This is a genomic window from Hydrogenophaga sp. (assembly GCF_018780075.1).
Classification (GTDB): Bacteria; Pseudomonadota; Gammaproteobacteria; order Burkholderiales; family Burkholderiaceae_C; genus Hydrogenophaga.
The window spans coordinates 1-20,154 of record NZ_JADMKB010000010.1 but is presented as its reverse complement, the minus strand read 5'-3'; the positions used below and the strand labels follow the sequence as shown (position 1 = coordinate 20,154).

The 20,154-nt window shown below is 66.5% G+C and carries 21 protein-coding genes and 1 pseudogene; 17 read left to right on the top strand and 5 right to left on the bottom strand.

Features of this window, described 5'->3' with window-relative positions; all coding sequences use genetic code 11:
• The first annotated feature begins 71 nt into the window (after window positions 1-71).
• Genes IV088_RS03630 through IV088_RS03600 form a run of 7 tightly spaced genes read left to right on the top strand, consistent with a single transcriptional unit; the run spans window position 72 to window position 6,447 of the window.
• Window positions 72-1,739, top strand: coding sequence for a CTP synthase (locus tag IV088_RS03630; RefSeq protein WP_291097823.1), 1,668 nt, complete (start codon window positions 72-74; stop codon window positions 1,737-1,739).
• Window positions 1,740-1,750: 11 nt separating this feature from the next.
• Window positions 1,751-2,605, top strand: coding sequence for a 3-deoxy-8-phosphooctulonate synthase (gene kdsA / locus IV088_RS03625; protein WP_291097821.1), 855 nt, complete (start codon window positions 1,751-1,753; stop codon window positions 2,603-2,605).
• Window positions 2,602-2,889, top strand: a complete 288-nt coding sequence (locus IV088_RS03620; protein WP_291097818.1) for a DUF1330 domain-containing protein — start codon at window positions 2,602-2,604, stop codon at window positions 2,887-2,889. The genes kdsA and IV088_RS03620 overlap by 4 nt, the downstream gene beginning before the upstream one ends.
• A 42-nt stretch (window positions 2,890-2,931) precedes the next feature.
• On the top strand, window positions 2,932-4,215 hold the full coding sequence (eno, locus tag IV088_RS03615) for a phosphopyruvate hydratase (protein ID WP_291097815.1): 1,284 nt from the start codon (window positions 2,932-2,934) through the stop codon (window positions 4,213-4,215).
• A 44-nt stretch (window positions 4,216-4,259) separates the two neighbouring features.
• Entirely contained in the window at window positions 4,260-4,544 is a 285-nt protein-coding gene (locus IV088_RS03610; protein WP_291097812.1) for a septum formation initiator family protein, read from the top strand.
• A gap of 8 nt (window positions 4,545-4,552) precedes the next feature.
• The gene (locus IV088_RS03605) at window positions 4,553-5,221 is read left to right on the top strand and encodes an ATP-binding protein (protein WP_291097810.1); all 669 of its coding nucleotides are present in this window, start codon (window positions 4,553-4,555) and stop codon (window positions 5,219-5,221) included.
• Complete coding sequence (locus IV088_RS03600; RefSeq protein ID WP_291097807.1) at window positions 5,218-6,447, top strand: AGE family epimerase/isomerase; 1,230 nt, start codon at window positions 5,218-5,220, stop codon at window positions 6,445-6,447. Before IV088_RS03605 ends, IV088_RS03600 begins: the two co-directional genes overlap by 4 nt.
• A 76-nt stretch (window positions 6,448-6,523) precedes the next feature.
• Here the strand turns inward: IV088_RS03600 and IV088_RS03595 are convergent, their stop codons facing one another.
• Together IV088_RS03595 and IV088_RS03590 are read right to left on the bottom strand one after the other, a co-directional pair.
• Window positions 6,524-7,504, bottom strand: coding sequence for an Hsp33 family molecular chaperone HslO (locus tag IV088_RS03595; protein WP_291097805.1), 981 nt, complete (start codon window positions 7,502-7,504; stop codon window positions 6,524-6,526).
• A 37-nt stretch (window positions 7,505-7,541) separates the two neighbouring features.
• Window positions 7,542-8,066, bottom strand: coding sequence for a gamma carbonic anhydrase family protein (locus tag IV088_RS03590; RefSeq protein ID WP_291097802.1), 525 nt, complete (start codon window positions 8,064-8,066; stop codon window positions 7,542-7,544).
• A gap of 44 nt (window positions 8,067-8,110) precedes the next feature.
• On the opposite strand from IV088_RS03590, the gene IV088_RS03585 reads away from it, so the two are divergent.
• The 9 genes from IV088_RS03585 to IV088_RS03545 all read left to right on the top strand — a co-directional run bounded on the left by IV088_RS03585 (window position 8,111) and on the right by IV088_RS03545 (window position 16,413).
• The gene (locus tag IV088_RS03585) at window positions 8,111-8,962 is read left to right on the top strand and encodes a ferritin-like domain-containing protein (protein WP_291097799.1); all 852 of its coding nucleotides are present in this window, start codon (window positions 8,111-8,113) and stop codon (window positions 8,960-8,962) included.
• A 101-nt stretch (window positions 8,963-9,063) separates the two neighbouring features.
• Entirely contained in the window at window positions 9,064-10,092 is a 1,029-nt protein-coding gene (locus tag IV088_RS03580; RefSeq protein ID WP_291097797.1) for a histidine kinase dimerization/phosphoacceptor domain -containing protein, read from the top strand.
• Window positions 10,089-11,576, top strand: coding sequence for an ATP-binding protein (locus IV088_RS03575; protein ID WP_291097794.1), 1,488 nt, complete (start codon window positions 10,089-10,091; stop codon window positions 11,574-11,576). The genes IV088_RS03580 and IV088_RS03575 overlap by 4 nt, the downstream gene beginning before the upstream one ends.
• A 165-nt stretch (window positions 11,577-11,741) precedes the next feature.
• Window positions 11,742-13,163, top strand: a complete 1,422-nt coding sequence (gene dbpA, locus IV088_RS03570) for an ATP-dependent RNA helicase DbpA (protein ID WP_291097791.1) — start codon at window positions 11,742-11,744, stop codon at window positions 13,161-13,163.
• Between the two features lie 58 nt (window positions 13,164-13,221).
• A complete protein-coding gene (locus IV088_RS03565) occupies window positions 13,222-14,241 on the top strand; it encodes a hypothetical protein (protein ID WP_291097788.1) in 1,020 nt (339 codons plus the stop codon).
• Between the two features lie 57 nt (window positions 14,242-14,298).
• Window positions 14,299-14,547 carry a DUF3297 family protein gene (locus tag IV088_RS03560; protein WP_291097785.1) on the top strand — a complete coding sequence of 83 codons (249 nt, stop codon included), beginning with the start codon at window positions 14,299-14,301 and terminating at the stop codon, window positions 14,545-14,547.
• A gap of 12 nt (window positions 14,548-14,559) precedes the next feature.
• A complete protein-coding gene (locus tag IV088_RS03555; RefSeq protein ID WP_291097782.1) occupies window positions 14,560-15,153 on the top strand; it encodes a DUF1439 domain-containing protein in 594 nt (197 codons plus the stop codon).
• A 116-nt stretch (window positions 15,154-15,269) separates the two neighbouring features.
• A complete protein-coding gene (locus IV088_RS03550; RefSeq protein WP_291097779.1) occupies window positions 15,270-15,521 on the top strand; it encodes a hypothetical protein in 252 nt (83 codons plus the stop codon).
• 28 nt (window positions 15,522-15,549) lie between these two features.
• Window positions 15,550-16,413 carry a PA4780 family RIO1-like protein kinase gene (locus tag IV088_RS03545; protein ID WP_291097776.1) on the top strand — a complete coding sequence of 288 codons (864 nt, stop codon included), beginning with the start codon at window positions 15,550-15,552 and terminating at the stop codon, window positions 16,411-16,413.
• A 15-nt stretch (window positions 16,414-16,428) separates the two neighbouring features.
• Here the strand turns inward: IV088_RS03545 and IV088_RS03540 are convergent, their stop codons facing one another.
• Genes IV088_RS03540 through IV088_RS03530 form a run of 3 tightly spaced genes read right to left on the bottom strand, consistent with a single transcriptional unit; the run spans window position 16,429 to window position 19,568 of the window.
• Window positions 16,429-17,625, bottom strand: coding sequence for an AAA family ATPase (locus tag IV088_RS03540; protein WP_291097774.1), 1,197 nt, complete (start codon window positions 17,623-17,625; stop codon window positions 16,429-16,431).
• A 39-nt stretch (window positions 17,626-17,664) separates the two neighbouring features.
• Window positions 17,665-18,591: a site-specific tyrosine recombinase XerD gene (xerD, locus tag IV088_RS03535; RefSeq protein WP_291097772.1), complete on the bottom strand. Its 927-nt coding sequence runs from the start codon at window positions 18,589-18,591 to the stop codon at window positions 17,665-17,667.
• A complete protein-coding gene (locus IV088_RS03530; RefSeq protein ID WP_291097770.1) occupies window positions 18,591-19,568 on the bottom strand; it encodes a tripartite tricarboxylate transporter substrate binding protein BugE in 978 nt (325 codons plus the stop codon). Before IV088_RS03530 ends, xerD begins: the two co-directional genes overlap by 1 nt.
• Window positions 19,569-19,730: 162 nt before the next feature.
• On the opposite strand from IV088_RS03530, the pseudogene IV088_RS03525 reads away from it, so the two are divergent.
• Window positions 19,731-20,154: pseudogene (locus IV088_RS03525) on the top strand (AEC family transporter); the annotation flags it as partial.

The window sequence follows — 20,154 nt, the reverse complement described above, 5'->3', positions numbered from 1 at the left end:
TGGGGGCCGAAAAAGAGCGCCCTTTATAATCGCCATTTCCACCTCCTGCGAGCGACTGGCTCGCCCGAGACATGACCAAATTTGTGTTCGTCACCGGCGGTGTGGTGTCCTCCCTGGGCAAAGGCATAGCCTCCGCATCCCTGGCCGCGATTCTTGAGTCCCGCGGCCTCAAAGTCACCCTCATCAAGCTCGACCCGTACATCAACGTGGATCCGGGCACCATGTCCCCCTTCCAGCACGGCGAGGTCTTCGTCACCGACGACGGCGCCGAAACCGACCTGGACCTGGGCCACTATGAGCGTTTCATCGAAACGCGCATGAAGAAGACCAACAACTTCACCACCGGCAAGATCTACCAGTCGGTGCTGGAGAAGGAACGCCGCGGCGACTACCTCGGCAAAACGGTGCAGGTGATTCCGCACGTCACCAACGAAATCCAGGAGTTCATCAAACGCGGCGCCGGCATCGGCACGCCCGACGCGGTGGACGTGGCCATCGTCGAAATCGGTGGCACGGTCGGCGACATCGAGTCCCTGCCTTTCCTCGAAGCCGTGCGCCAGATGAGCCTGCGCATGGGCCCGAACAACGCGGCCTTCGTGCACCTGACCTACCTGCCCTGGATCGCCGCGGCCGGCGAGCTCAAGACCAAGCCCACCCAGCACACGGTGCAGAAGCTGCGCGAGATCGGCATCCAGGCCGACGCCCTGCTCTGCCGCGCCGACCGCCGCATCCCCGAAGAGGAACGCGCCAAGATTTCGCTGTTCACCAACGTGCCCGAGTGGGGCGTGATCAGCATGTGGGACGTGGACACCATCTACAAGGTGCCGCGCATGCTGCACGAGCAGGGCCTGGACGGCCTGATCTGCGACAAGCTGCGCCTGAACACGCCGCCCACCAGCCTCAAACGCTGGGACGACCTGGTGCATGAGACCGAGCACCCGCAAGGCGAGGTCCGGATCGCCATGGTCGGCAAGTACGTCGACCTGTCCGACAGCTACAAGTCGGTCAACGAGGCGCTGCGCCACGCCGGCATGCGCAACCACGTCAAGGTGAGCATCGATCACGTCGACTCCGAAACCATGGAAGGCCCGGATGCGGCCGAAAAACTCGCGAAATACGACGCCATCCTGGTGCCCGGTGGCTTCGGCCAGCGCGGCGTGGAAGGCAAGATCAACACCGCCCGCTTCGCCCGCGAACACAAGGTGCCCTACCTCGGCATCTGCCTGGGCATGCAGGTCGCGACCATCGAATACGCGCGCCATGTGGCCGGCCTGAAGAACGCCAACAGCACCGAATTCGACCCGGCCACGCCGCACCCGGTGATCGCGCTGATCACCGAGTGGAAAGACGCCGACGGCAGCATCCAGACGCGCGACGCCAGCTCCGACCTCGGCGGCACCATGCGCCTGGGCGCACAGAGTTCCGACGTCGCCAAGGACACCCTGGCCCACAGCATCTATGGCGACGTGGTGACCGAGCGCCACCGCCACCGCTACGAAGCCAACGTCAACTACTTGGACCAGCTGCGCAAGGCCGGCCTGGTGATCTCGGCGCTGACGCAACGCGAGCAGCTGACCGAAATCGTCGAGCTGCCCAAGGCTGTGCACCCCTGGTTCATCGGCGTGCAGTTCCACCCCGAGTTCAAGTCCACGCCCTGGAACGGCCACCCGCTGTTCAACGCCTTCATCAAGGCGGCGGTGGAACAGCACGGCCGCCAGAAGCTCAAGGCCGTGGCCTGATCGGACAACCCATGAAACTCTGCGGATTCGATGTCGGCCTGGACCAACGCTTTTTCCTGATCGCCGGCACCTGCTCGATCGAGGGGCTGCAAATGTCCCTCGACGTCGCGGGACAGCTCAAGGAAGCCTGCACCGCGCTGGGCATCCCGCTGATCTACAAGGGCTCTTTCGACAAGGCCAACCGCTCCTCGGGCACCAGCCAGCGCGGCGTGGGCATTGACGCCGGCTTGAAGATCCTGGACGAGGTGCGCCGTCAGCTGGGCCTGCCGGTGCTCACCGACGTGCACGACGCATCACACGTGGCCGAAGTGGCCAGCGTGGTGGACGTGCTGCAGACCCCGGCGTTCCTGTGCCGCCAGACCGATTTCATCCGCGCGGTGGCGCGGAGCGGCAAGCCGGTGAACATCAAGAAGGGCCAGTTCCTCGCGCCCTGGGACATGAAGAACGTGATCGACAAGGCCCGCGCTGCCGCCAAGGACGCCGGGCTGTCGGAAGACCGTTTCCTGGCTTGCGAACGGGGCGTGAGCTTTGGCTACAACAACCTGGTGGCCGACATGACCAGCCTGGCCGAGATGCGCCACTCCGGCGCGCCGGTGGTGTTCGATGTGACCCACTCGGTGCAGAAGCCCGGCGGCCTGGGTGCCGTCAGCGGGGGTGCCCGCGAGATGGTGCCGGTGCTGGCCCGCGCGGGCGTGGCCGCCGGGGTGGCGGGCCTGTTCATGGAAACCCATCCGAAACCCGCCGAGGCCTGGTCGGACGGCCCGAACGCCGTGCCCCTCAAGCACATGCGGGCGTTGCTCGAGACGCTGGTCGCGCTTGATGCCGTCGTCAAGGCAACGCCGCTGCTGGAGAACAACTTCCAATGAGCGCGTACATCGTTGCGGAAGTGACCGTGACCAACGAAGAGCAGATGAAGGTCTACCGCGAATGGAGTTCGCGCGCCATGACGGAATTTGGCGCCGAGGCGCTGGTCCGCGGCGGTCGCGTCGAGCCCCTCGAAGGCGATTGGCATCCGCAACGCGTGGTCGTGCTCAGGTTCAAGGACCTGGCCACCGCGCAGGCCTACTACCACTCCGAAACCTATACCCATGCCCGCCAGCTGCGGGAAGGCGCGGGCTCGATCCGCATGTTTGCTGTCGAGGGCGTCTGAGCGTCCTCATCTTTTTGTTTTGTTGATCCAAAGGTTGAAAACATGAGTGCAATCGTTGATATCGTCGGCCGCGAAGTGCTGGACAGCCGCGGCAATCCCACCGTCGAATGCGACGTGCTGCTGGAATCGGGTGTGATGGGCCGCGCGGCCGTGCCCTCGGGCGCGTCCACCGGCAGCCGCGAAGCCATCGAGCTGCGCGACGGCGACAAGAGCCGCTACCTCGGCAAGGGCGTGCTCAAGGCCGTCGAACACATCAACACCGAAATTTCCGAATCGGTGCTGGGCCTCGATGCGTCCGAGCAGGCCTTCCTCGACAAGACCCTGATCGACCTGGACGGCACCGACAACAAGGGTCGCCTGGGCGCCAACGCCCTGCTCGCCGTGTCCATGGCCGTGGCCCGCGCAGCCGCTGAGGAAGCCGGCCTGCCGCTGTACCGCTACTTTGGTGGCATGAGCGCGGTGCAGATGCCCGTGCCGATGATGAACGTCATCAACGGCGGCGAGCACGCCAACAACAACCTCGACCTGCAAGAGCTGATGATCATCCCCGTGGGCGCGCCGAGCTTCCGCGAGGCCCTGCGCTACGGCGCCGAGGTGTTCCACGCCCTGAAGAAAATCCTGCACGACCGCGGCATCAGCACGGCGGTGGGCGACGAAGGCGGTTTTGCCCCCAACGTGGCCAACCACGAAGCCGCGATCCAGATGATCCTGGAAGCCATCGACAAGGCCGGCTTTGTGGCCGGTGAGCAGATCGCCCTGGGCCTGGACTGTGCCGCCTCCGAGTTCTACAAGGACGGCAAGTACGAGCTCGCCGGCGAAGGCCTGAGCCTCACCGCCCAGGAGTGGACCGACATGATGGCCAACTGGGTGGACAAGTACCCGATCATCAGCATCGAAGACGGCATGGCCGAAGGCGACTGGGACGGCTGGAAGCTGCTGACCGACCGCCTGGGCAAGAAGGTGCAGATCGTGGGCGACGACCTGTTCGTCACCAACACCAAGATCCTGAAAGAAGGCATCGACAAGGGCATCGCCAACTCGATCCTGATCAAGATCAACCAGATCGGCACCCTGACCGAAACTTTCGCCGCCATCGAGATGGCCAAGCGCGCGGGCTACACCGCCGTGATCAGCCACCGCTCGGGCGAGACGGAAGACAGCACCATCGCCGACATCGCCGTGGGCACCAACGCCGGCCAGATCAAGACCGGCTCGCTGTCGCGTTCGGACCGCATGGCCAAGTACAACCAGCTGCTGCGCATTGAAGAAGACCTGGGCGATGTGGCCGTGTACCCGGGCCGTGCCGCCTTTTACAACCTGAAGTGATTCCGGTGCAGCCGCTCGGGTGGCTGTGCCGATAATCCCTCACCATGGCGAATCGCTTCATCCCCGGCCTGCTGATCACGCTGCTGCTCGTGCTCCACGCGCAGCTGTGGTTCGGCCGGGGCAGCGTGCCAAAGGTGAACCGCATGAAAACCGAGCTGGCCGTGCTGAACTCGGTCAACCGCGAAGCGCAGCAGCGCAACGACCGCCTCGCCAACGAAGTGCGTGACTTGCAGGAAGGCCTGGGCATGGTCGAAGAGCTCGCCCGGCAGGACCTGGGCATGGTCCGGCCCAACGAAATCTTCGTCCAGATCGCTCACGGCAAACCCTGAGCGCGGCCGTGGTGCTCACTGTCACGCTGCTGGGTGGCGAATCCACCGGCAAAACCACGCTGGCCCAGTCGCTGCACCGCCAGCTGACCGATCAAGGCATCGCCACCACCCTCGTGCCCGAGCACCTGCGCGACTGGTGCGCCACTCAAGGCCGTGCCCCGCGTTCCCAAGAACAGTCCGCGCTCGCCCACGAACAGGCCCGCCGCATCGACGACGCCGCCCAGCCGGGCGTGCGTGTGGTCATCGCCGACACCGCGCCGCTGGTGATCGCCGCCTACAGCGAGCTGTATTTCAACGACCTGTCGCTCTACGCCGGCGCCATCGCCTGGCAGCGCCACGTCGGCCTCACCCTGCTCATGGGACTGGACCTGCCCTGGGTGGCCGACGGCCTGTTCCGCGAAAGCCCCGCGGTGCGCGAAGCCACGGACGCGGCGATCCGTCAGCAATTGCAGGCCGCTGCGTTGCCGTACCAGACCGTGTACGGCCAGGGCGAAGCACGGTCGCGCCAGGCGCTGCGCGCGATCGGGGCAGCCCTGGGCCAAGCCCTGACACCCAGCGATCCGGTCTGGCCGCAAGGTCGCCGACCGTGGAATTGCGACAAGTGCAGCGACCCCGACTGCGAACACCGGATGTTCACCCAGCTGCTGAGCCAGCGCCCCACCGACACCGCACCATGATCCCCGCCACACCGTTGCCTGACTTCCGCTCCCCCGACTTCCTGCGTGCCCATGTGGGCGACACGCTGGCCTTCTACCTGCCGCGCGCCATCGACCCGGCGGGTGGCCTGTTCCACTTCCTGCGCGACGACGGCAGCGTGTACGACGCCCACACCCGCCACCTCGTGAGCAGCACCCGCTACGTGGTCACGCTCTCGATGGCGGTGCGGGGCGGCCTGGGTGGCGACATCGCGCGGCAGGCCCTGCAAGGGGCCTTTGACTTCCTGTCACATCACCGCAACCCCACCACCGGCGGACACGCCTGGCTGCTGGACTGGCGCGACGGCCAGGCCCGCGTGCTCGACGGCACCAACCACGCCTACGGCCTGGCGTTTGTGTTGCTGGCCCACGCGCACGCCCACATGGCCGGCCTCAGCGGCGCACTTGCTGGCATCGCGCAAACGTTCGAGCTGCTGGAACAGCGCTTCTGGGAACCCGCGCACGGCCTGTACGCCGACGAAGCCACCGCCGACTGGCAACTGCTGCCCTACCGCGGCCAGAACGCCAACATGCACCTGTGCGAAGCCCTGCTCGCCGCGTTCGACGCGACGGGCGAAGCGCGCTACCTCGACCGCGCAGCACTGCTGGCCGAGCACATCACCGTGCGCCAGGCCGCGCTGGCGGGCGGCCTCGTGTGGGAACACTACCGCGCCGACTGGTCGGTGGACTGGGACTACAACAAGGACGACAAGACCAACATCTTCCGCCCCTGGGGCTTCCAGCCCGGTCACCTGACCGAGTGGGCCAAGCTGTTGCTGTTGCTGAACGAGCGCCGCCCGCAAGCCGGGCTGGTGCAGCGGGCGCAGCATTTCTTCGACACCGCCATGACCACCTCATGGGACGCCGAGCACGGCGGCCTGTTCTACGGCTTCGCGCCCGACGGCAGCGTGTGCGACAGCGACAAGTACTTCTGGGTCCAGGCCGAGTCGTTCGCGGCCGCGGCGCGCCTGGCCGTGGCCACGGGCGAAGCGCGCTACTGGGCCGACTACGACAGGCTGTGGGCCTACGCCTGGGCACATTTCGTGGACCACCGGCATGGCGCCTGGTGGCGCATCCTGCGCGCGGACAACAGCAAGATCAGCGATGAAAAGAGCCCGGCCGGTAAGGTGGACTACCACACCATGGGCGCGTGTCATGACGCCATCGATTCGATGGCCCCCCTGCGCCGCTTCGCGTCTTCCCCCTGAGGGGGACGATGCCAGTGGCCCGGCAAAGCCGGTTCCACGGCATCCCTGGGCTTAGACACGCGCGCCGGGCGGCTGTTCAGTGCACGCCGGGTGAACCGGGAGGCTGTATCGCCGGCTGCAGAAACACCTGGGCGGCTTCGATGGGGTCAAACCGGTACTGCGCACCGCAGAAATCGCAGCCGACCTCCACCTGGCCCTGCTCTTCGATGATGGATTCGATCTCGTCGCGCCCCAGGCTGCGCAGCATGTTGCTCACGCGTTCGTGCGAACAGGTGCACGCAAAACGCGGCCCCTCCGAGCCGGCCAGCGGCTCGAAGCGGCGCACGTCTTCTTCCCAGAACAGGCGGTGCAGGATGGTCTCGGCGTCCAGCGTGAGCAGCTCTTCGCGCTTCAGGCTGGCGGCCAGGATGGCGATGCGGTTGTAGTCCTCGTTGCGGCCGATCTGGTCTTCGTCGCGCGCCATCGCGCCAGCACCCGAAAGGTTGCCATCACCCTGCAGCGGCAGCCGCTGGATCAGCAGGCCAGCGGCCACCTGGTGATTGGCCGCCAGCACCAGGCGGGTGTCGAGCTGCTCGCTCTGCAGCATGTAGTGCTCAATCACCTCGCTGAGCTTTTCCAGCTTTTCGTGGTGGTCGCCAAACAGCGGCACCACGCCCTGGTAGGGCTGCTGGCCGGGCAGGCGGTCCTTCGGGTCGAGCGTGATCGCGCAGCGGCCCTGGTTGTTGACGTTCACCATGTGCGAGAGCGGCGCGTCGGCCGCCACCTCGCCCTGCACGTTGGCGGTGGCGCGCAGCGTCAGGTCGGGTTGCACCTCGGCCACGGCCAGCTTCACCGGCCCGTCGCCCATGATCTGCACGATCAGCGCCCCGTTGAACTTGATGTTGGCCTGCATCAGCGTGGCCGCCGCCGTCATCTCGCCCAGCAGCTCGGTCACCGCCGTCGGGTAACCCCCGGTCTGCTCGCGCCGGCGCAGGATGTCTTGCCAGGCGTCGGTCAGGCGCACCAGCATGCCGCGCACCGGCAGGCCTTCAAACATGAATTTGTGGAGTTCGGACAATCTGTGCTTTCGGAAAATCAACGCTGGAAGATCGGGGTCAGGCGAGCTTTTTCAAGCCCTGGCGGTAGCGTGCGGCATTCTCGGTGTAGTGCTTCGCGCTCTGGCGCAGGCCTTCGATCTGCTCGGGTGTGAGCTGGCGCACCACCTTGGCCGGGCTGCCCATGACCATGGAACCATCGGGGAATTGTTTGCCCTCGGTCACCAGCGAACCGGCGCCCACCAGGCAGTGTTGGCCGATCTTCGCGCCATTGAGCACGATGGCGCCGATGCCGATCAGCGACCCGTCGCCGATGGTGCAGCCGTGCAGCATCACCTGGTGACCCACCGTCACGTTGGCGCCGATGGTCAGCGGCAGCCCGTCGTCGGCGTGCAGCACGCTGCCGTCCTGGACGTTGCTGCCCGCGCCGATCACGATGCGGGCCGAGTCGCCGCGCACCGTGGCGCCGAACCACACGCTCGCGTCATCGCCCACGCTCACGTCGCCGATCACCTGTGCGTTGTCGGCCACCCAGGCCGAAGGGGCGACTTGGGGGATCAGGTCGTCAAGTGCATAAAGGGCCATGGGGGTCTCCAGATCGTTGGGATCACAAACCTAGAATTGTAGGGATGCCCACCACCGCCCCACCCCAGCCCACGCTGCGCGAACAGGCCCTGACCGCGCTGTGCCTGAGCGACCCCGTGGCCAAAGCCGGGGCGGCCCATGCGCTGTGGTCCCGCTGGAGCAAGCTGCCCGACGACGCGGCACGTTGCCATGCTATCGCCCCCGAGACACCCCTCTCACCGCTGAAGGGCGTGGCCCTGCCCGGCCGACCGGCCAGCCCCGCGCTCGTGCCGCCCATGTCGGTGCCGCACCGGTCGCCCTTCACCACCGAAGGCCTGGCCGCGCTGCTGCACGCCATCACCCACATCGAGTTCAACGCGATCAACCTCGCGCTGGACGCGGTCTGGCGCTTCCACGGCATGCCACCCGGTTTCTACAGCGACTGGCTGCGCGTGGCCGACGAGGAGGCCACGCATTTCGGTCTGTTGCTCGACCACCTGCGAAGCCTCGGCTTGGACTATGGCGACGTCCCCGCGCACGACGGCCTGTGGGAGATGTGCGTGAAGACGCAGCACGACATCACCGCCCGCATGGCACTGGTGCCGCGCACGCTGGAAGCGCGCGGGCTGGACGCCACGCCGCTGATCCAGGCGCGGTTGCGCAAGGTGGGGACCCCGGCCGCGCTGCGCGCCGTCGAGATCCTCGACGTGATCCTGCGCGACGAGATCGGCCACGTGGCGATCGGCAACCGCTGGTACGGCTGGCTGTGTGAGCAGCAGGGTCTGGAGCCCGTGGCGCATTACCGCGTGCTGGCGCGCACGCACAGCGCCCCCCGCCTGAAGCCCCCCTTCCATCTCGACGCGAGGCGCTCGGCCGGTTTCACCGAGCAGGAGATCGACGATCTGCTCGGGGCCTGAGCCACCACAACGTACCGATTGGTACTACCGGTCCGGCGCCGCGGGTGAGGCAACGGATATTTCACGTGCGTGTGTCCTGATTCCCGCTTAGTATTTTGACCATGACCCAACAACACATTCGGCTGGATGAGTACCTGGGGCAGGCGTTCGACCGCATCCCGGTCGCCATGGTGGTCGTCAACCAGCAAGGCGCGATCACCCGCCTCAATCGGCTGGCCGAGACCACGTTCGGTTACCAGAGCGAGGAGTTGCTGGGCCGACCGGTAGAAGTGCTCGTGCCCGAGCGCTACCGCCATGCGCACCCTGGCTATCGCCGGGGTTTCCAGACCGAAGCCACCGCGCGACCGATGGGCGCCGGGCGCGACCTGAGCGGCCTGCGCAAGGACGGCAGCGAGTTCCCGGTGGAGATCGGCATCAACCCGGTTGAGACCGGCGAGGGGCCGATGATCCTGTCGGTGATCCTTGATCTGAGCGAGCGCAAGCAGAGTGAGCGGCGCATCCACGAGGCGCTGCGCGAAAAGGAACTGCTGCTCGAAGAGGTGCACCACCGCGTCAAGAACAACATGCAGGTGATCCACAGCCTGCTCGACCTGCAAGTGCTCAAGATCAGCGACCCGGATTTGGTGACAATGCTGCGCGACAGCCAGAACCGCATCCGGTCGATGTCAATGATCCACCAGACGCTGTACCAGTCGCACGACTTTGCGCAGGTTGACTTTCAACAGTTCCTGGGCGAGCTCTTGCCCACCCTGATGGACTCATACGGCATGGTGAGCGGGCACGTGGCCATTGAAGTGTCGGCCAACAACGTCAAGTTGCCCATCAACGAAGCCATTCCCTGCGGCCTGATCGTCAACGAACTGGTGAGCAACGCGCTCAAACACGGCTTCCCGGGCCATCGGCGCGGCGCCATCCGGGTAGGGCTCCAGCAGGAAACAAATGGCAACGTCGAACTGTCGATCAGCAACGACGGGATCGAAATTCCATCAGATCAGAACCTGGAACGCAATGGTTCTCTCGGTCTGCAACTGGTGCAGTTGCTGACCCGCCAGCTGCAAGGCACACTGGAAATTCAGCGAGCCAACCCGACTTGCTTCACCCTGCGATTTTCCCTAGGACGTCGTGCATGAACAATCCCGCCCGCATCCTTGTTGTGGAGGACGAAAGCATCGTCGCCTTCAATCTGCAGCAGCGCCTGTCGAAGCTGGGCTACGACGTGCCGGCCATCGCCGTCTCCGGCCAGGAGAGTTTTGATCTGGTGGAGCAAACACTGCCCGACTTGGTGCTGATGGACATCCACATCCAGGGCGACATGGACGGCATCGACGTGGCCGCCCTGCTGCGGGAAACCCACGCGATCCCGGTCATCTACCTCACCGCGTATTCGGAAGACTCGACCCTGGAGCGCGCCCGGAAGACCCTCCCCTATGGCTACCTGCTCAAGCCGTTTTCCGAGCGAGAACTGCATGCCACGATCCAGATGGCGTTCGAGCGCCACAAACTGGAAATTGAGCTGATCGACAGCCGGCGCCAGCTGCAGCAGGCGCTGGACGCCGCCAGCCTGGGTGTGCTGGAGCTCGACAAGGCCAGCACCGTCATCACCACATCGCCCCGCTCTGCCGATCTGATCGGCTGGTCGCAAGACCAGCCCCACACGCTGGCCGACCTGCTTTCTCGGGTGGACGCGAGCGACCGCGCCGCCATCACCGGCAAGCTGCAAGAGAGCCTGAGCGCCCTCCAACATTTCAGTGAAGAGTTCCGCGTCCTGGTCGAGGGCCTGCCGCCGCGCTGGGTCAAGCTCGATGCCGGCCACGCTTCAGACCAACGCATGACCGGTGTGGTGCAGGACATCTCGGAACGCAAGAACTACGAGGTCCGGCTCAAGATGCTCAACGAAGGCCTGGAGCATTTGGTGGCGGAGCGCACCGCTCAGCTGAACCTCAGCCTCAAAGAGCTGGAGGCCTTCAGTTATTCGGTGGCGCACGACCTGCGTTCGCCCGTTCGAGCCATCGTGGGGTTCAGCCGTGAGCTGATCGGCCAGCACCAAACCGAGCTGGGGTCCGACGGTCTCGACCTGGCCACCAGGATCACCACCGCGGGTCAGCGCATGAGCGCCCTGATCGATGCGCTGCTTCACATGTCGCGGCTGAGCCAGGTGCCGATGCAGCTGCGGGTGGTCAACATCAGCACCTTCGCGACCGACATCGCCGCCCAGCTGATGGACGCAGCCCCTCACAGGGTGGCCCAGGTGAACGTCTCGCCCAACCTGGAGGCCATGGCGGATCCGGCGCTCGTGCACAGCCTGCTCGACAACCTGATCGGCAATGCCTGGAAGTTCTGCGCGCGCAGTGACGTCACGCGGATCGACGTGGGCGCCAAGACCCTCAACGGCGAAACCGTCTTCTTCGTGCGAGACAACGGCTGCGGCTTCGACATGGCGTCGGCCAACCGTCTTTTTGGCCCGTTTCAGCGCCTGCACCGCGAAGACGAATACGCCGGCACCGGCATCGGTCTGACCATCGTGCAACGCATCGTCATGCGCCACGGCGGCCGGGTCTGGGCCTATTCCGAGCCTGGCAAGGGTGCGGCATTCCACTTCACCTTGAGCTCCTGATCTGCCCCCGCCGCGCTGCGCGCGACCCCTTAAGGGGCGGCACTGGCGGCCCGGCAAAGCCGGTTCCGCCGTGCCCTGGGTGGAAATCACTTCATGCGTAGCGGGTGAAGCTCCGGCCAGGTGGCGAACGGATACCTCGCCAGCTGGGTCCGCCGATAATCGGGGATGACCACTGCTTCTCCGAACGCTTCCTCCGCCGCGGCATCCGCCGCCGACTTCAGCCAGTTGCCCTTGACGCCAGCCACGCTGGAGAACCTGAAACAGCTCGGCTACCTGAGCATGACGCCCATCCAGGCGGCCTGCCTGCCCCAGGCGCTGCTGGGCAAGGACCTGATCGCACAGGCCAAGACCGGCAGCGGCAAGACCGCCGCCTTTGCCCTCACCCTGCTGGCGAACCTGAACCCGCGCCGCTTCGCCGTGCAGACGCTGGTGCTCTGCCCCACGCGCGAGCTGGCCGACCAGGTGACCACCGAGATCCGCCGCCTCGCGCGCGCTGAAGACAACATCAAGGTCGTCACGCTCTGCGGCGGCGTGCCGCTGCGCGGCCAGCTGGCCACGCTGGAGCACGGTGCGCACATCGTGGTCGGCACGCCCGGCCGCATCATGGACCATCTGGAACGCCAGAGCCTGCAGCTCGATGCGCTCAACACCCTGGTGCTCGACGAGGCCGACCGCATGCTCGACATGGGCTTCTTCGACGACATCGTGAAGGTCGCGCGCCAGTGCCCCAAGGAACGCCAGACCCTGCTGTTCTCGGCCACCTACCCCGAAGGCATCGCCAAGCTCAGCGCCCAGTTCATGCGCGATCCGGTCACCATCAAGGTCGAGGCGCAACACAGCGGCGGCCAGATCGAACAGCGCTGGTACGAAGTCAAAGACGCCGAGCGCCTGCACGCGGTGAGCCAGTTGTTGCTGCACTTCCGCCCGGCGAGCACCCTGGCCTTCTGCAACACCAAGGCCCAGTGCCGCGATCTCGTGGCCGTGCTGCAGGCCCAGGGCTTCAGCGCGCTCGCCCTGTTCGGCGAACTGGAGCAGCGCGAACGCGACCAGGTGCTGGTGCGTTTTGCCAACAAGAGCTGTTCGGTGCTGGTCGCGACCGACGTGGCCGCGCGCGGGCTCGACATCGCCAGCCTCGCCGCCGTGATCAACGTGGACGTGACGCCCGACGCCGAGGTGCACGTGCACCGCATCGGCCGCACCGGGCGCGCGGGCGAGAGCGGCCTGGCGCTCAATCTGGTCAGCCTGAACGAGATGGGGTACGTCGGCAAGATCGAGCAGATGCAGGGCCGCGAGTCCGACTGGCACCCATTGAGCGAACTCACCGTCGCCAGCCAGGAGCCGCTCGTGCCGCCCATGGCCACGCTGCACATCCAGGGCGGGCGCAAGGAAAAGATCCGCCCCGGCGACGTGCTGGGCGCGCTCACCGCCGACCTGGGCTACACCCGCGAGCAGGTGGGCAAGATCAACGTCAACGACTGGTCCACCTATGTGGCCGTGGACCGCCACATTGCCGAGCAGGTCGCGAGCCGGCTCAACGCGGGACGCATCAAAGGCAAGAGCGTGAAGGTACGGGTGCTTACAGATTGACTGGGGTGCGTCGCCCCGCCGCCCCTACACTGTTTTTCCTGACCACACGGAGGCTTGCATGAAGGCACTGTTCAACATCGCCGCCCTGCTGCTCGGCGCCTTGACACTGGCCACCGCCAGCGCCCAGGCCAACGACCCGGCCGACTGGGTGCCCTGCGCACGCGAGGGGCAGACCTGCTTTGTGCCCGGCCTGGCCCAGGTCCGGTTCGGGGCGCCCGGGCGCTTTTCGGTCGCGAAGAACGTGGACGGTCGCATCGAATGCGAGATCAGCGAGTTCGGCGACCCGGCGCGGCGGGTGCCCAAGCTGTGCGAGTACCGCCTGGGCTGGGACAGGGCCTTGCCACGGCCCGAGCGCGAGGCGCGGGAACGCGGCTGGGAAGACTGCGCGCAGGAAGGCGAGGTCTGCCGTTTCCGCGGTGAGCGTGTGGTGCGCTTTGGTGCCGACGGCGCCTACAACCTGCGCCGCGAGACCGGTCAGATCGAGTGCAGCGTCGAAGAGTTCGGCGACCCGGTCTACGGTGCGCGCAAGAAATGCCAGGTGCGCACCACAGGCCGTGGCGAACCGGAACGGGGTGACCCGGGCATGCGCGACAACGACCGCTTCGGCGGTGTGGCCGTGGCCCCCGGCATGGACCGGCGCGATGCCAACCGCTGGGCCTTCTGCGCCGACGAAGGCAGCGGCTGCGCGCCATCGGCCCCCACGCTGGTGCGCTACGGCGTGCCCGGCCAGTACCACTACCGCCAGGTGGCGGGCGCCTTCCGGTGCGACGCGAAAAACTTCGGGGACCCTGCGCCCGGCGTGCAGAAAACCTGCGACATCAACACCGTGCCGGTGGACCGCACCGTGGCCCGGCGACCCGACGCCGACGAGATCCCGCCACTGGACGACCGCTTCTGGGTCGCCTGCGCCAAAGAGACCCAGACCTGCCGCTTCCGCGACGAAGGCCACGTTCGCTTCGGTGCCAACGGCCTCTACCGGGTCGTGCACGCCCGCGATGGAGTGAGCTGCGATGCGCGCAGCTTCGGCGGCGACCCCACCCCCAAAACACCCAAGGCCTGCGCGGTCTACCGCCCTTGATCGCGCCGTGGGGGAAGACGCGGTCGTCCCAGGTTGAAACTGCCCGAAAATAGCGCCATGAACGACACGACCACCCGCCCCACCCTCCCAGACCGCCTCGCCATCGACGCCCGCAGCCCGCACCACGTGGCTGCCGTGTTCCAGCACGACATCGGCATCCGCTTCAACGACAAGGAACGTTTCGACGTCGCCGAGTACTGCATCAGCGAAGGCTGGGTGAAAGTGCCCTCGGCCAAAACGCTGGACCGCAAGGGTCAGCCGCTGCTGATCCAGCTCAAGGGGCGGATCGAAGTGTTCTACAAGTAACGGCCACAGGCCATGCAACGCCGACGCCTCGTCACCACCGGTCTGCTGCTGGGCTGGGGCGTGGGCCATGCCCAGACCAGCCTGCCACCGCTGGCGCCAGGCAGCGACAGCCCCACCACCGCCCCACCCCGCTTCACCGTGCCGCTGGACCTGTTGCAAAGCGAGGTGGCCAAGCGTTACCCGATGCGCTACCCGGTCGCCGGGCTGGTGAACCTGGACCTGAACGCCCCGCGCCTGAGCCTGCTGCCCGAGCAGAACCGCCTGCGCGCGGTGATGCCGGTGACCGCCGCGGGTGCGGCATTGCCGCGCACCCAGCAAGGTTCGTTCACCGTCGATTTCGCGCTGCGTTACGAGCACGCCGACCGCAGCCTGCGCGCGCACCAGCTCAAGGTCTACCGCTTCCGGTTTCCCGATCTGGCACCCGAGGCGGTGGAGATGCTCAACACCTACGCACCGCCCCTGGCCGAGCAGTCCTTGCGCGAAGTGGTGCTCTACCAGTTGCAACCCAAGGAAACGGCGATGGCCGATCTGCTGGGCTTGCGGCCGGGCCGCATCACCGTGACCGTGCAAGGCCTGGCCGTCGAACTCGTCACGCAACCGTTGTAGGCGTCGGCCCAGGGTCAGACACTCCGACGGCCTGTTTGGACCGATCGGAACACCACACCCACCGACGACGCCCATGCCCGCCCGGCCCACCTTCACCCTGTACCACCCACACCCTCATGAACGCAGCCCCAGAATCCACCGCTCCCACCGAGCCCTCGCCGCTGTGCGAATCCTGCCTGGGCATCCAGCGCAACTGGCGCGGCGCGCCCGGCCACCCCGAGCTGCAGCAGGGCAAGCACCGCAAAGAGCTGCAGGGCGATGTGCAAGTGACGATCACCGGTTACTTCTGCGACCGCTGTGGCGCCCACTGGCACTACACCAACAACAAGGCCGACCAGCGCAGCGGCTGGTCGCTGGCGCCGAAGTGAGCGGTCTTCACGCCCCACGGCTGACCGCATGAAGGCACCGCCCCGGCTGCAAGCGCTGATCGAAGAAGGCCTGATCGACACGGTGGTGCGCCAGCTCATGAGCGGCAAGGAAGCCATGGTGTTCGTGGTTCGCTGCGGCGAAGAGACCCGCTGCGCCAAGATCTACAAAGAAGCCAACAACCGCAGCTTTCGCCAGGCGGTGGACTACACCGAAAACCGCAAGGTCAAGAACTCGCGCCAGGCCCGCGCCATGGCCAAGGGCACCAAGTTTGGCCGCGAGGCGCAAGAGGCCGCCTGGCAAAGCGCCGAGGTGGACGCGCTCTACCGCCTGGCCGCTGCCGGTGTGCGCGTGCCGCAGCCCTACAACTTCTGCGACGGCGTGCTGCTGATGGAGCTGGTGACCGACGCCCACGGCGACGCCGCCCCGCGCCTGAACGATGTGCGCTTCACACCCGAGCAGGCACGCCGGCACCACGCCACCCTGGTGGCCGAGGTGGTGCGCATGTTGTGTGCGGGCGTGGTGCACGGCGATCTGTCGGAATTCAACATCCTGCTCGCGCATTCGGGCGAAGCGGACAGTGAGGACTTCCCCGTGATCATCGACCTGCCGCAGGCGGTGGACGCCGCGGGCAACAACCACGCGCCGCGCATGCTGCTGCGCGACGTGGCCAACCTGCGCGACTTCTTTGGTCAGTTCGCGCCCGAGCTGCGCGCCACGCAGTACGGGCCCGAGATCTGGAGCCTCTACCAGAGCGGGCTGCTGAGCAACGACACACCGCTGACCGGGCGCTACACGCCGACCCGCGCCGATGTGGACCTGGCCAGCGTCATGCGCGAGATCGACGATGCGCGAGATGAAGACGCGGCGCGGCGGCTGCGCATGGCGCAGTGAGGCTGAGCGCTTGAACTATCTGCGCACCGCGCCGAAGCGCCGCATCAGCTCGCCTTGCACCTGCGCGGGAGAGAGGCTCTTGCCCAGGGTTTCCGCCGCGTAGGCGCGGGCCGCAGCATCGTCGGGCTGGAACTTCAGGTACAGCCGGCGCAGCTGGTCCACGTCGCAAGTGCCCAGTTCCACCCGCTCGTCGATGCGCCCGGCGCGGATCAGCGCCTCGTCCAGCCGGTCGGCGTGGTTGGTGGTCATGAAAAGCACGTTGCCCTCCTGCGTCGCCACGCCGTCGAGCGCGTTCAGAAAGCCTGAGAACGAGAGCTTCACCTGGCTGTGCGCCGCGTCGCGCTGGCGGAAGAAAGCGTCCACGTCTTCGATCAGCAACAGCGAACGCTGCGGCACGGCCGCCAGCAGGGTGTGGATCTTCTCGTCGGTGACGATGGGCGAGGCCAGGCTGAGCGTACAGACGTTGAGGTGCAACTCGGACGCGAGCGCCGTGACCAGCGAGGTCTTGCCGGTGCCGGGCGGGCCGTAGAGCAGGTAGCCACGCCGCCACGGAATGCCCAGCTCGGCGTAGCGCTCGTGTGCGCCGTAGAAGCGCTGCAGATCGGCCAGCAGGGCTTCGGCCTGCCCGGCCTTGAGCACCACGGATGCAAGCGGTCGGCGCGAGCCCAGGCGCGCGCGCATCCAGTCGCCGCCATGAAAAGGGTTGGGGATGAAGACCGAGAGCGTGTCGCTTTCGCGTTGGGCGCGCGCGTCGATGGCGCGCTGCAAAAAGGCCGCCAGGTAGCCGCCGGAGCGCCCGAAGTGCGAGAGGCTGATGCGCTCGAACACGCTCTGCGTCACCTGCAGTTCGCGCCGTATCCAGACCAGCCGGCCGTCGATCCACAAAATGTGCAGGCCTTCGCCGGGCGAGAGGTAGGCGCGCGGCGCCTGGCCGGCACGCAGGTCTTCTTCCAGGCTCTGGTAGGCCGTGCCCTGGCGCACGCTGCGCGCAGTGAACTGGTTGACCTGGCGCAGCGAGGGGTGCGCGTCCATGTGCTCGACCAGTGCGGAAAACAGGAACTCGTCGCGCGAGTCGATGGTGAGCGTGGAGATGAAAAAGCGCTTGCCCCAGGACATCACCAGCCCGGGAACGTCCTTGAGCCAGAACGCCAGCGCGCCCGCAGCGGCGAGCAGTGCGGCCTGGGCGGCGGGAGATGACAGCAGTGGTTCCATGGAACTTTTATACCCCCATGGGCATTTATCCGGTGGACCTCAGCCCCTGGGATGGTGCTGTGCCACGATGCTCTTGAGGCGCTCGCGCGCCACGTGGGTGTAGATCGTGGTGGTGGAAATGTCGGCGTGGCCCAGCAGCATCTGCACCGCGCGCAGGTCGGCGCCGTGGTTGAGCAGGTGGGTCGCAAAAGCATGGCGCAGCGTGTGCGGCGAGAGCGGTGTGGTGATGCCGGCCTGCAGCGCGTAGCGCTTGACCAGGTTCCAGAACATCACGCGGCTCATGGCCTCGCCCGCGCGGGTGCCCCGCGAGGTCACGAACAGGTCTTCGCTCTGCTGACCGGCCAGGATCTCGGGCCGGCCCGTGCCCAGGTAGCGCTGCAGCCACTGGCCCGCGATCTGCCCAAAGGGCACCAGCCGCTCCTTGTTGCCCTTGCCGGTGACACGCAACACATGCTCGTTGTGTCCCACGTGAAAGGTCTTGAGCGTCACCAGCTCGCTCACGCGCAGGCCGCTGGCGTACATCAGTTCCAGCATGGCGCGGTCGCGCTGTCCCAGCGGTGTGTCGGTGTCGGGCGCGTTGAGCAGGGCCTCGACCTGCGACTCGGACAATGTCTTGGGCACGCGCATCGGCTGGCGCGCGGCGCTCAGGCGCAGGGTCGGGTCGGCGGAGATGAAGCGCTCGCGCAGCGCCCAGCGGAAGTAGCGCTTGAACACCGTGAGGCGACGGTTCGCCGTGGTCGCGCGGGTCTGGGCGTGGCGGGCCGCGAAATAGGCGTTGATCTGCGCCTCGCCGGCCTCGGGCAGCGCGCGCGCACCACCCTCTCCCGTGGCCAGCCACTCGGCGAAGAGCCGGAGGTCGCGCCGGTAGGCGTCGAGCGTGTTGCGCGCGAGGCCCTCTTCGAGCCAGAGGCCGTCGATGAAGGCGCTGGCGCTCGCTTCGCTGCGGGCCAGCGCGGCAGCGTCCATCAGTCGAGCGAGAGCTTCTGCTTCGTGACCACGCCCTTGTAGACCTCGAATTCGGCCTTGATCTGCTCGGTGAACTGGTCGGGCGTGTTGGCCACGATCAGCGAGCCTGTGTCTTCAATGCGCTTCTTCACGGCCGGGTCGGTCAGTGCCGTCTTGGTGGCGTTGTAGATCTTGTCGACCACGTCCTTGGGCATGCCCTTCGGGCCGATGAGGCCGTAGTAGGCCATGCGGTTCACCGGCTCAAGGCCCACTTCCTTGAAGGTAGGCACGTCCGGCAGCGAGGCCACGCGCTGCGGCGCGGCCACCACGATGGCGATCAGGCGGCCGGCCTTGATGTGCGGCAGGGCCGACGGCAGGTTGTCAAAAATGATCGGCACCTGGCCGCCCACCGTGTCGTTGAGTGCCGGGCCTGCGCCACGGTAGGGAATGTGGGTGACGAAGGTGTTGGTCAGGTTCTTGAACAGCTCGGTCTGCAGGTGACCGATGCCGCCGGTGCCCGAGCTGGCGTAGCTGTATTTGCCCGGGCTTTTCTTGAGTTCGGCGATGAAGGCCTTGTAATCCTTGGCCGGGAAGCTGGGGTGCACCGCGATCACGTTGGGCGTGGCGGCGATGTTGATGATCGGTGTGAAGTCGGTGAGCGTGTTGTACGGGATCTTGGGGTTGATCGCGGGGTTGGCGGCGGTGGTGGACACCGTGGCCATGCCCAGGATGTAGCCATCGGCCGGGCTGCGCGCCAGTTCGGTGGCGCCCACCACACCGCCGCCACCGGCCTTGTTCTCCACGATCACGCTCTGGCCCATGGACTTGCCCAGAGGCTCGGACATGACCCGCGCGATGATGTCCGTGGTGCCACCCGGCGCGAACGGCACCTGCAGGCGGATGATCTTGTTGGGGTAGGCCTGTGCCCAGGTTGCGCCGGACACGGCCAACGATGCGGCGAAACAACCCAGAGCAAACAGCTGACGACGCGAAACCATGGTGGGCACTCCTTGAACAAAGGCAAACAAAACGATAGCAGCGGGCATATTACCCCTGCAGGCTTGCTCGCACTGTAGACAGCCGTCCCCCGTTTGACCATGGGGAGACTACATAAGTACAAACCCCCGGAAGTGCTCCCTTCGCGGCGCTATGCTCAGCCGGTGAACTTCGCGCAACTGCTCTTTCCCGACTTTTCGCTGATCCTTTGCGGCTACCTCGTCTGCCGCTTCACCGCGCTCAACCGCAAGGTCTGGGAACAGGTGGAGAGCCTGGTGTATTTCTTCCTGTTCCCGGTGCTGCTGTTTCACTCGATCGTGAAAAGCCCGCTCGACCTGGAGGCCGCGTCCAGCCTGATGGGTGCCGGCCTTGCGCTGGGTGCCGCCGGGATCGCCCTGTCGTACTCCTTGCCGCATTGGCCCTGGATCGGCCGGCGGATCGACGTGCGACTGCACGCGGCGAGCGCACAGGTGGGCTTCCGTTTCAACTCCTTCATTGCGCTGGCCCTGGCCGACAAGGTGGCCGGGCCTCAGGGCCTGCTGATGATCGCGGTGCTGATCGGCGTGTGCGTGCCGCTGTTCAACGTGG

What these genes read in the sequence shown, in the direction of transcription:
- IV088_RS03630 (WP_291097823.1), top strand. Translation starts at nt 72, where the DNA reads ATGACCAAATTTGTGTTCGTCACCGGCGGTGTGGTGTCCTCCCTGGGC.
- kdsA (WP_291097821.1), top strand. Translation starts at nt 1,751, where the DNA reads ATGAAACTCTGCGGATTCGATGTCGGCCTGGACCAACGCTTTTTCCTG.
- IV088_RS03620 (WP_291097818.1), top strand. Translation starts at nt 2,602, where the DNA reads ATGAGCGCGTACATCGTTGCGGAAGTGACCGTGACCAACGAAGAGCAG.
- eno (WP_291097815.1), top strand. Translation starts at nt 2,932, where the DNA reads ATGAGTGCAATCGTTGATATCGTCGGCCGCGAAGTGCTGGACAGCCGC.
- IV088_RS03610 (WP_291097812.1), top strand. Translation starts at nt 4,260, where the DNA reads ATGGCGAATCGCTTCATCCCCGGCCTGCTGATCACGCTGCTGCTCGTG.
- IV088_RS03600 (WP_291097807.1), top strand. Translation starts at nt 5,218, where the DNA reads ATGATCCCCGCCACACCGTTGCCTGACTTCCGCTCCCCCGACTTCCTG.
- IV088_RS03590 (WP_291097802.1), bottom strand. Translation starts at nt 8,066, where the DNA reads ATGGCCCTTTATGCACTTGACGACCTGATCCCCCAAGTCGCCCCTTCG.
- IV088_RS03585 (WP_291097799.1), top strand. Translation starts at nt 8,111, where the DNA reads ATGCCCACCACCGCCCCACCCCAGCCCACGCTGCGCGAACAGGCCCTG.
- IV088_RS03580 (WP_291097797.1), top strand. Translation starts at nt 9,064, where the DNA reads ATGACCCAACAACACATTCGGCTGGATGAGTACCTGGGGCAGGCGTTC.
- IV088_RS03575 (WP_291097794.1), top strand. Translation starts at nt 10,089, where the DNA reads ATGAACAATCCCGCCCGCATCCTTGTTGTGGAGGACGAAAGCATCGTC.
- dbpA (WP_291097791.1), top strand. Translation starts at nt 11,742, where the DNA reads ATGACCACTGCTTCTCCGAACGCTTCCTCCGCCGCGGCATCCGCCGCC.
- IV088_RS03565 (WP_291097788.1), top strand. Translation starts at nt 13,222, where the DNA reads ATGAAGGCACTGTTCAACATCGCCGCCCTGCTGCTCGGCGCCTTGACA.
- IV088_RS03560 (WP_291097785.1), top strand. Translation starts at nt 14,299, where the DNA reads ATGAACGACACGACCACCCGCCCCACCCTCCCAGACCGCCTCGCCATC.
- IV088_RS03555 (WP_291097782.1), top strand. Translation starts at nt 14,560, where the DNA reads ATGCAACGCCGACGCCTCGTCACCACCGGTCTGCTGCTGGGCTGGGGC.
- IV088_RS03550 (WP_291097779.1), top strand. Translation starts at nt 15,270, where the DNA reads ATGAACGCAGCCCCAGAATCCACCGCTCCCACCGAGCCCTCGCCGCTG.
- IV088_RS03545 (WP_291097776.1), top strand. Translation starts at nt 15,550, where the DNA reads ATGAAGGCACCGCCCCGGCTGCAAGCGCTGATCGAAGAAGGCCTGATC.
- IV088_RS03540 (WP_291097774.1), bottom strand. Translation starts at nt 17,625, where the DNA reads ATGGAACCACTGCTGTCATCTCCCGCCGCCCAGGCCGCACTGCTCGCC.
- xerD (WP_291097772.1), bottom strand. Translation starts at nt 18,591, where the DNA reads ATGGACGCTGCCGCGCTGGCCCGCAGCGAAGCGAGCGCCAGCGCCTTC.
- IV088_RS03530 (WP_291097770.1), bottom strand. Translation starts at nt 19,568, where the DNA reads ATGGTTTCGCGTCGTCAGCTGTTTGCTCTGGGTTGTTTCGCCGCATCG.